We start from the raw sequence: 5,595 nt of genomic DNA on the forward strand, positions 1-5,595 counted from the left end.
AGGCCTCAAGCCGCTAGGCCCGGTATTGCTTGGAGGACAACGCCGTGGCGGGATTCGCACGGACCTCGTCCTTGACCGGTTGATCGTGGCTGCGCCCCGATCATGAGAACAGCGTCGTCCGTCCCCCTTGACCGGGTAAGCTTCCTTCGGATGTGTTCCCAGCCAGATGAGGAAGGGCGAACGTTGCTCGTCGCGGTAGCAGTTCTGACCATCATGAGCATCGCGGCATTAATCGCCGCGATCACTGTCGGCAGCGGCGTCATCGCCTACGCGTGTGTTGGCATGTGCGTGGCAGGTCTGCTCTTGCTGCTTATCGATGGGGTACGCCGGAAGCAGGGTCGCGCTTCTACCGAACGCAGCCGCACGGCAGGTGACCAATTATTCGGTGAGACAGCAGCTAGCAGGGACCTGATACGAGAAAACTCAGTGGCTAGTCAGGACATGGAGAGATTTATTCTTCCGTCCCAAGACCGGGGCCGATTTTGACCACATTGTGGGCATGTGCCACTGAACACGACGTCAGCTGCAGTGGATTAGTAATCCACAGCAACGGCAAGGTCTACACGGAATCGGCGATCCAATCGGGTTCCTGATGCACGAGTCCTAGTGCCTGACATCACGCTTGGTGCTTGACGAAACTGGCCAATTGTGTACGCAAGCGGATCGACCTCGGTGCTTAGCTCAAGTGCGGCACAGCGCCGTAGCCACATATTGGCGATTCCGCCGCCGACAGCTCGGTACGCGCGAGCGGTGTCGCGCCCTGGCTGCGACAGCAGCGCGCGGATGGCGGCCAGCCCTGGTAGAACGGCTGGGTGTGATCGTTGCTCACCGGGCGGGCGAGGGTAGGGTAAACAGGCAGCGAGGGCACCCACAATGAGAAGGTTTCGACGCGATTCCGCTTCAGACATCGTGGCCGAGCTTGAGGCAGAGGGCTACCACGATGCTGAGCCTGTTGGGCGCGGCGGCTTCGGCGTCGTCTATCGCTGTAGGCAACCGTCACTCGATCGAGTCGTCGCGGTGAAGGTGCTCAGTTTCGATCAGGACGAGGTTGACCTCGAATCCTTTGATCGCGAGCAGCGGGCGATGGGACGGGTCTCCGGGCACCCGAACATCGTGCCTGTGCTCCAGAGCGGCCGAACCTCCACCGGGCGTCCCTACATCGTGATGCCTTACCACCGTCGGGATACGGTGGACTCCTGGATCCGGCGCCGTGGACCGCTCGCCGTCGGTGAGGTGTTGACCATCGGGGTGCGCTTGGCGGGCGCTTTGGAAACCGCTCACCGTGCGGGTGTTCTGCACCGCGACCTCAAGCCCGAAAACGTCCTACTGACTAGTTACGGGGAACCGCAACTTTGCGACTTCGGCGTTGCTCGCATCGCGGGCGGCCGCGAAACCGGGACGACCACCTTGCGCGGATCCCCGTCCTACACCGCGCCGGAGCTCTTCGAGGGGGCCTCCCCCTCGGTAGCCTCGGACGTTTATGGCCTGGCAGCCACGGTTTTCGCACTGGTTAGCGGCTCCCCGCCATTCCCGTTTCGAACGGGCGATGATCCCCTTGCGTTTGCTCGTGGCGTGATCGCGGGTCCGGTCCCCGATCTGCGCGCCAAATGCGTCCCGGACCCGGTCTGTTCGGCATTAGAGCTCGGGTTGAGTACCGATCCGGCACGGCGTCCGAGTTCTGCGGCAGCGTTCGGTGAGGTGCTGCGAGCAGCTGGCGCCCGTATGGGGCTCAGCATCGCCGAGGTTCCGCTGGAGTTACCGGCACCGGCGGCCGACGCCGAAGAATCGTCGCCTGAGGCTGGCACCCTCGAGTCAGGATCGATTGGGCGTTCGGCGTCTCTCGGATTGCGGTCGGATGGGTTGGGGTCGATGCCGCCAGCGCAGAACCCGCCGAGCGCTCCGACACGATTCCGGCCGCCGACATCCAATCGCCCGACGGTGCCAAGGCAACGAATCCTCGACCGGCTCGGGTCGGGGGGAAGACCAAAGCTGCTGCTGATTCACGCGCCCGCCGGCTACGGCAAAAGCACGCTGGCCGCGCAGTGGGCCGAAACCCTCACCCGGCAGGGGCTGAAGACCGCATGGTTGGCGATCGATAGCGACGACAACAACACGGTCTGGTTTCTCGCTCACCTGATTGAGGCGATTCGGCGCGCCATGCCAGACCTCGCCGACACATTACAACAAGAATTCGAAGGCCGTTTGCAAAATACGCAACAATACGTCTTTAACGCCTTGATCGATCGCCTGGATTCCGACGAACAATCCCTTGCGCTGGTCATCGACGACTGGCATCGCATAGACAATTCTGAAACAATAGGTGCTCTTGCCTATCTGCTTGAGAATAATGGCCATGACCTACATGTGGTTGTCGCAAGCCGCACCCGCACCGGACTCCCGCTGTCCACGCTCCGGGTCCAGGGGGAGCTGGTAGAAATCGACGCTTCACTGCTCAAGTTCGATACGGCCGAATCCCAGGCGCTGCTGGTCGACCAGTGGGGCCTGGCCCTCACCCCAGCCAATGTGGCCCAACTCGAGGAATCCACCGACGGGTGGGCCGCCGGGTTGCAACTGGCCTCGTTATCGCTTCGTGACAGCGGCGGTGCGGCCGCACTCATCGAGCATCTGTCGGGACAGAACGAAGCAATAGGCGACTATTTGGCGTCCAACGTCCTGGACAGGCTTGAACCGGATCTCCTGGATTTCCTGTTGTCGACCTGTTTCACCAAACAGATCTGCAGCGGATTGGCGACCGCGCTCACCGATAATCGGCGCAGCCAAAGCGTCCTGGAAGAGATCGAAAAACGTGGTCTCTTTCTGCGCAGGACCGACGCCAAAGGATCGTGGTTCCAATACCACCACCTGTTCGCCGACTACCTGCTGCACCGCCTCGAGCGCGACGCAGAAGAGCGCATACCAGAGCTACACCGCAGGGCCGCGCAGTGGTATTTGAAACAGCAGATGTTCAACCAGGCCGTCGACCACCTGATCCTGGCGGGGGACGCACGGCAGGCAGCCGATGTCGTCGAGCAGGCGGGCCCGGATCTGCACGAACAGAACCAGATGCATACATTGATCGGGCTAGCGGCCAAGCTGCCGGCGCAACTCGCCGATGCACGCCCCAGGCTGCAGGTGGATCTCGCCTGGGCAAACGTCCCACTGAACCGCTTGGCGGCGACCGAGGACGCGATACGGCTGGCTGAGCTCGGCATCGACTCGATTCCGGCTAACCAAGCTGGCGACCTCCGCGCCGAAATAGACCTAATTCACGCAGTAATCGCTGCTTTCCAGGACGGCATCGACGCCTCCGCCGATGCCGCCGTTCAGGCTTGTGTCGACCGGGCGGATTCGCTTCGCCCCTGGATTCTCTGCCGGGCGGCCGACGTCGGGTCATTTCGTGCGAATCGGGTGTTCGACTTCGACGAGGCGCGGCGCTGGCAGAAGTGGGCACATCCATACCATCAGCGGACCTCCGGGCCGCTGAGCGTTTCCTACGGATACTGTCTTGCGGCGATCGCCGCCAACGAGCAGCTCGACGTCGCCGACGCCGAAGCCCACCTGCGACACGCCATCCGCATCGCGCTGCTGCCCTCCGGACGCCCAACCTATATCGCAAAGCTGGCCGGATGCTTGTTGGGCGAGCTGCTCTACGAGCGTGGTCAACTCGACGAAGCGGAGGCATTGCTCGACGACGCCTACGAACTCGGCGCCGAGGGCGGACTGGTCGATTTCATGCTGGCGGCATTCGGGACCGGGGCGCGGCTGAAATTGGCCCGCGGTGACAAGGCTGCTGCCGATCGCCGGCTGGCCGAAGGTCTGGAGATCGCGAGAGAGCTGCAACTGCGGCGGCTCGAGGCCCGCCTGGTGTATGAACAGGTCCGGATTGCCGCGCTGTCGACCGAAGAGATCGATGAGTCGCCGGCTCACCGAGTCATGGGTCACGGTGCACAGAGACTTGACGGAATCGGCGACGTTATAGCCGAATTCAGGGAGGACGCGCAAATCCGACTCCTCCTCAACGAGGGACAGCCGTCGGCGCTCACTGCGGCCTCCGATCGAGCGCGCGCCCGCGTTGATCACGTTGATCAACGCAAGCGTCCGCGGGCACACCTTCAGGCCACGCTCCAATTGGCGTTCTGCCTGGCGGTGGCCAGCCACACCGACGAAGCGCAGCGCGTCCTAGCGCCAGCCTTGAGAACCTGCGCCGCGCTTGGACTTAACCGATTGCTCATCGACCAGGGGCCGCAGATGCTCCGCCTCGCGAAGGACACCATGGTAGCGGGCGAGTTCAGTTCAGCCGATCCGACAACACAAAGTGTTCGGGATTTCGTGTTGAATTTGGCTGAGACGTCAACCGTTTAGACCGCCTGCACCTCCCCCGGATAGGGATATCCCGGGCCCACATGGGGGGTTTGTTACCGCACGTGCAGCCATTCCGTCGCGTCAAGTGAATGATGAAAGTATCTGAATCAACTCGGTCTGGTCTGACGGCGCTACAAACTTCTCACGATATTGCTGCTGATCATGTTGATGATGTCGGTTGTGCTGCTCATCTGGGCGAAGCGGAAGGGTTGGTGGTGATAGCGGCGGTGCCGTCACCCGCGTCCACAACCCCGGCCTGGCCTCAGGACACTTGGCGCTCGATTACGATGACGCACAACGTATCTGCACTACCCGGAACTAGGGCGAAAGAAGCGAACCAAGGCCCGAGGATGCGGCCAAATGTTTCGACTCATGTTGGGTTGGTGCTCAATTCGCCAGTCCGAGCGTGCTTCTCGAGGAAGCGCTCGCGAGTAACGAGATACACAGGGAATGCCATCGATACACCGATGTAAGACAATGCCACGAAGGTCCAGCCCCATTTGTACCCCAGTCCTATCCGCTTGCTGTCGAACACGACCCACACCATGAACACAAGCCAGGCGATAGCCATGTCGATGCTGAGGAACGCAGCGGTGCCACCGGGCGCCATGGCGTCGCCGAAGAAGGCGATCGGGTTGAGGATGTTTCCACCCGCGGCCATCCACTGAAATGCGTGTGGCCACGTCAACACCAGCGCCATGACGCCGGCAAGGATGAAGAAGGCGTGGCGAATATTGGTGGACGTGGATACGGACATTGACAACCCCTTAGATCGCGTTGGCGTAACGACCGACCGCGTCACCGCGGTTCCGCTACACCGGACTTGCCGGAAACCGGCTGCGTGTGCTTTTTAGCGGAGAGGCGCGGAAGGCCCTCGGCATCGTCGGCTGCTCCCTGGGGCAGGAATGAGGCGGACATCCGTACCAACATCACCGCGAGGCCAATGCTCATCACCGTTGCCGCTGCGATGACTGGTGTCGAGGTGTGCTTGAGATGTACTGCGATGATCGTGGGCCAACCGGCGCCGAAGTTGGCCATGAAAAACGTGCAAGGAAAGAGCACGAAGAGGCCGAGCAGCTGCCACTGACTGGTATGGCGGTCACGCAACACCGATGCCGCGACCGCAAAGCAGATCACTTGGGCAGTTTCGAGCACACCAATCACCAATGGGTACTGGAGGATACGGAACACATGCGAACCCCAGTACGTATAAAGTCCGCCGTTGATTCCGAT

The 5,595-nt window shown here is 61.8% G+C and carries 2 protein-coding genes and 1 pseudogene; 1 reads left to right on the forward strand and 2 read right to left on the reverse strand.

The features are described from left to right. Positions 1 to 909 precede the first annotated feature (909 nt). Positions 910 to 4,362, forward strand: coding sequence for a protein kinase domain-containing protein (locus WAN71_RS18740; protein WP_422226767.1), 3,453 nt, complete (start codon positions 910 to 912; stop codon positions 4,360 to 4,362). Positions 4,363 to 4,732: 370 nt separating this feature from the next. Here the strand turns inward: WAN71_RS18740 and WAN71_RS18745 are convergent, their stop codons facing one another. Beyond that, entirely contained in the window at positions 4,733 to 5,119 is a 387-nt protein-coding gene (locus tag WAN71_RS18745) for a DUF2834 domain-containing protein (RefSeq protein ID WP_422226768.1), read from the reverse strand. Positions 5,120 to 5,160: 41 nt separating this feature from the next. Continuing rightward, positions 5,161 to 5,595: pseudogene (locus tag WAN71_RS18750) on the reverse strand (hypothetical protein); the annotation flags it as partial.

It is taken from the genome of Mycobacterium sp. (assembly GCF_049280035.1).
Taxonomy (GTDB): domain Bacteria; phylum Actinomycetota; class Actinomycetes; order Mycobacteriales; family Mycobacteriaceae; genus Mycobacterium.

Excerpts from the sequence above, each read along its gene's own strand:
- WAN71_RS18745 (WP_422226768.1), bottom strand. The coding sequence starts at position 5,119 with ATGTCCGTATCCACGTCCACCAATATTCGCCACGCCTTCTTCATCCTT.